Here is a 2,124-nt window from a genome sequence, read left to right as displayed (position 1 = left end):
TGTTCTTCCCGAGATCGATACCGATCGTGACAATGTTCGTATTCGACATGGCTTGCGCTCCTGCTGTTGCCCCGCCGGACTCCACGTTGCCGCTGGGAGCGGGCGTGGTCCATGCCATTAACTCGTAAGGCGCGGCTGCCTTGCCCTTGCCGATGCACTCCACCTCCGGGGCGTGGAAGGAGTAAAGCTTCCAGCCGCGCTGGCGTTGCTGCTGCGAGCGGATCTGCGAAGCCCGGCTGAGCGGGAGGGCGAACGCGTTCTCGAGCACGGTCTGCCCTCCGATCTTGCGGCGGATATCGCGGATGATCCGGCCCAGCCGGCTGCGCAGGATGCGCAACTGCCGCTGATGCCGCTTGAATTGCTTGGCATGGGCGTAGCGCCCCGCCATCATTGCTGCGGTCTTGGCGATGCGAAGATAGGACTGCCGAAGCCTGACCCCGTGCTTCCTCGTCAGGCGGTTGAGCCCCTTGATGGCCGCGTGCAGCAGCTTGGCATCGGTCGGGAAGGTGATGGCCTTCGGCTGCACGGTGGTATCGACCGTGACCCGCTTGAGGTCCTGGCTGCGCAACGCGCCAGCTTCGTGCGCTACCCTCAGGCTCTCGGCCAGCAACAGCTCCAGCTTGTCGCCGAGCCGCTTGCGCCAGTGGCTCAGGTCCGAGCGCTCGTGCGGGAAAGCGTGCTGGAAGAACTCTTCGCCGGTGAAGTACTGGAAATACGGGTCGTGGACCCAGCGCTCGCACACCGCCTCATCGGACAGGCCGTAAATGTGCTTGAGCAGGAGCAGCCCGATCACGAAGCGGCTTGCGATGCCCGGCCGACCGTTCTCGCTATAGAGCGGCGCGATCTCGCCGTCGATCCAGCCCCAATCGACCTTGCCTGCGAGCTGAACCAGCTCGTGCTTCATGTTGATGATCTGGTCCAGCCTGGCCCGGAACAGATCGCCTGATCCCGTCGTCCTGTGCTGCTTCGGTCGCATCGCCACCTCCGATGCGGCCACAGAATCATGACTGGCGATTCGACGGAATCTGAAAACGAAATCGCAAGGTTCCGATGCCCGAAGAATCAAAACCCTGCAATCCCGAAACAGCCCACAAAGACAAATGCGATTCTGGCTCAGTCGTTTAGCCGCTCTTCACGGACGACTAAATACGTCGGGCGGAATACGCCCCCACGTCCTGTTCTCCCAACGCGCCAGTGCCTCGAACCCAATAATGCAATTCTCTTTGAGCGAGACTATTGGCTGGTAGTGCGGCTCAATAATGTCGGCCTTGATAGCGCTGCGAAGCTCTCGCTCGATCTGAATGCGCCGGTCGACATGCATATCCATCTCTGGTTCGAAAAAGCGAACATGCGACCTGCCATCGCCTTGCGCGCGATAAAGTGCACGTTCTGCGCGCCTGACCAATCCGTGGAGATTGATGCCGTCAGTCGGAGCGATGGCGATGCCAATCGCAACCCCAAGCTCGGCTGCCCCCGTCTCGGTCGCGAACGTTTCGCTGGCGGACGCCACAATACGGCGCGCCAGATTGGTCGGAGTTTCAAGGGAGCTAATGCCTGGTAGGACAATCCCGAATTCGTCGCCTCCGATCCTTGCTAGGACACCGTCCTTCTGCAAAATTTCGGCGACCCTGTTGGCAAATTCGCACAGCGCTTTGTCCTCCGCTGCGTGGCCATGCTTGTCCTTGATCATCTTGAAGCCATCAAGCCCAAGCAGCAGAACGGCTACCTGGTGCGTGTCGCGGGCCAGGCCAAGGCACGCATCAAGTTTTTCATTAAACAGGCGCCGGTTCGGCAGGCCGGTCAATGGATCCTGTCGCGTTAGGTCGCGCGCTTCTCCTTCCGCAATGGCTCGCGCCTTGGTTTCGTGGGCGAGATCTCGATAGCGGCGCACACTAAAAATTGTCAGCGCAACGCACAGGAAGAACGCGACGATTATGATGAATACGATATCGTCAAGTGCCGAATCCGCATAGCGTTGCCCCAGCTGAAACAAAAGATGAGCTGGCCCCGGTTGTCTGAACAGAATATCCGCGTCGATAAGTGGAGCCTCTGCCGGGGTTAGGCTGCCGTGCGGAGCGGCAGCGGGGTGAAGTAGGCTTGATCCGGTGTGCTGCCGTCAAGGCT

General features: G+C 60.3%; 2 protein-coding genes. Both read right to left on the bottom strand.

Annotated features, from left to right (window positions below; all coding sequences use genetic code 11):
- Window positions 1–976 (bottom strand): IS5 family transposase (locus AC066S_RS38705; RefSeq protein ID WP_478271907.1); only part of this gene is annotated, 976 nt, incomplete at its 3' end.
- 156 nt (window positions 977–1,132) lie between these two features.
- Window positions 1,133–1,993 carry a GGDEF domain-containing protein gene (locus AC066S_RS38700; protein WP_235884975.1) on the bottom strand — a complete coding sequence of 287 codons (861 nt, stop codon included), beginning with the start codon at window positions 1,991–1,993 and terminating at the stop codon, window positions 1,133–1,135.
- Window positions 1,994–2,124 lie beyond the last annotated feature (131 nt).

It is taken from the genome of Bradyrhizobium sp. CFUWI, assembly GCF_056429085.1.
The sequence above is the reverse complement of the archived record's forward strand: the minus strand, read 5'-3'. Positions and strand labels throughout refer to the sequence as shown.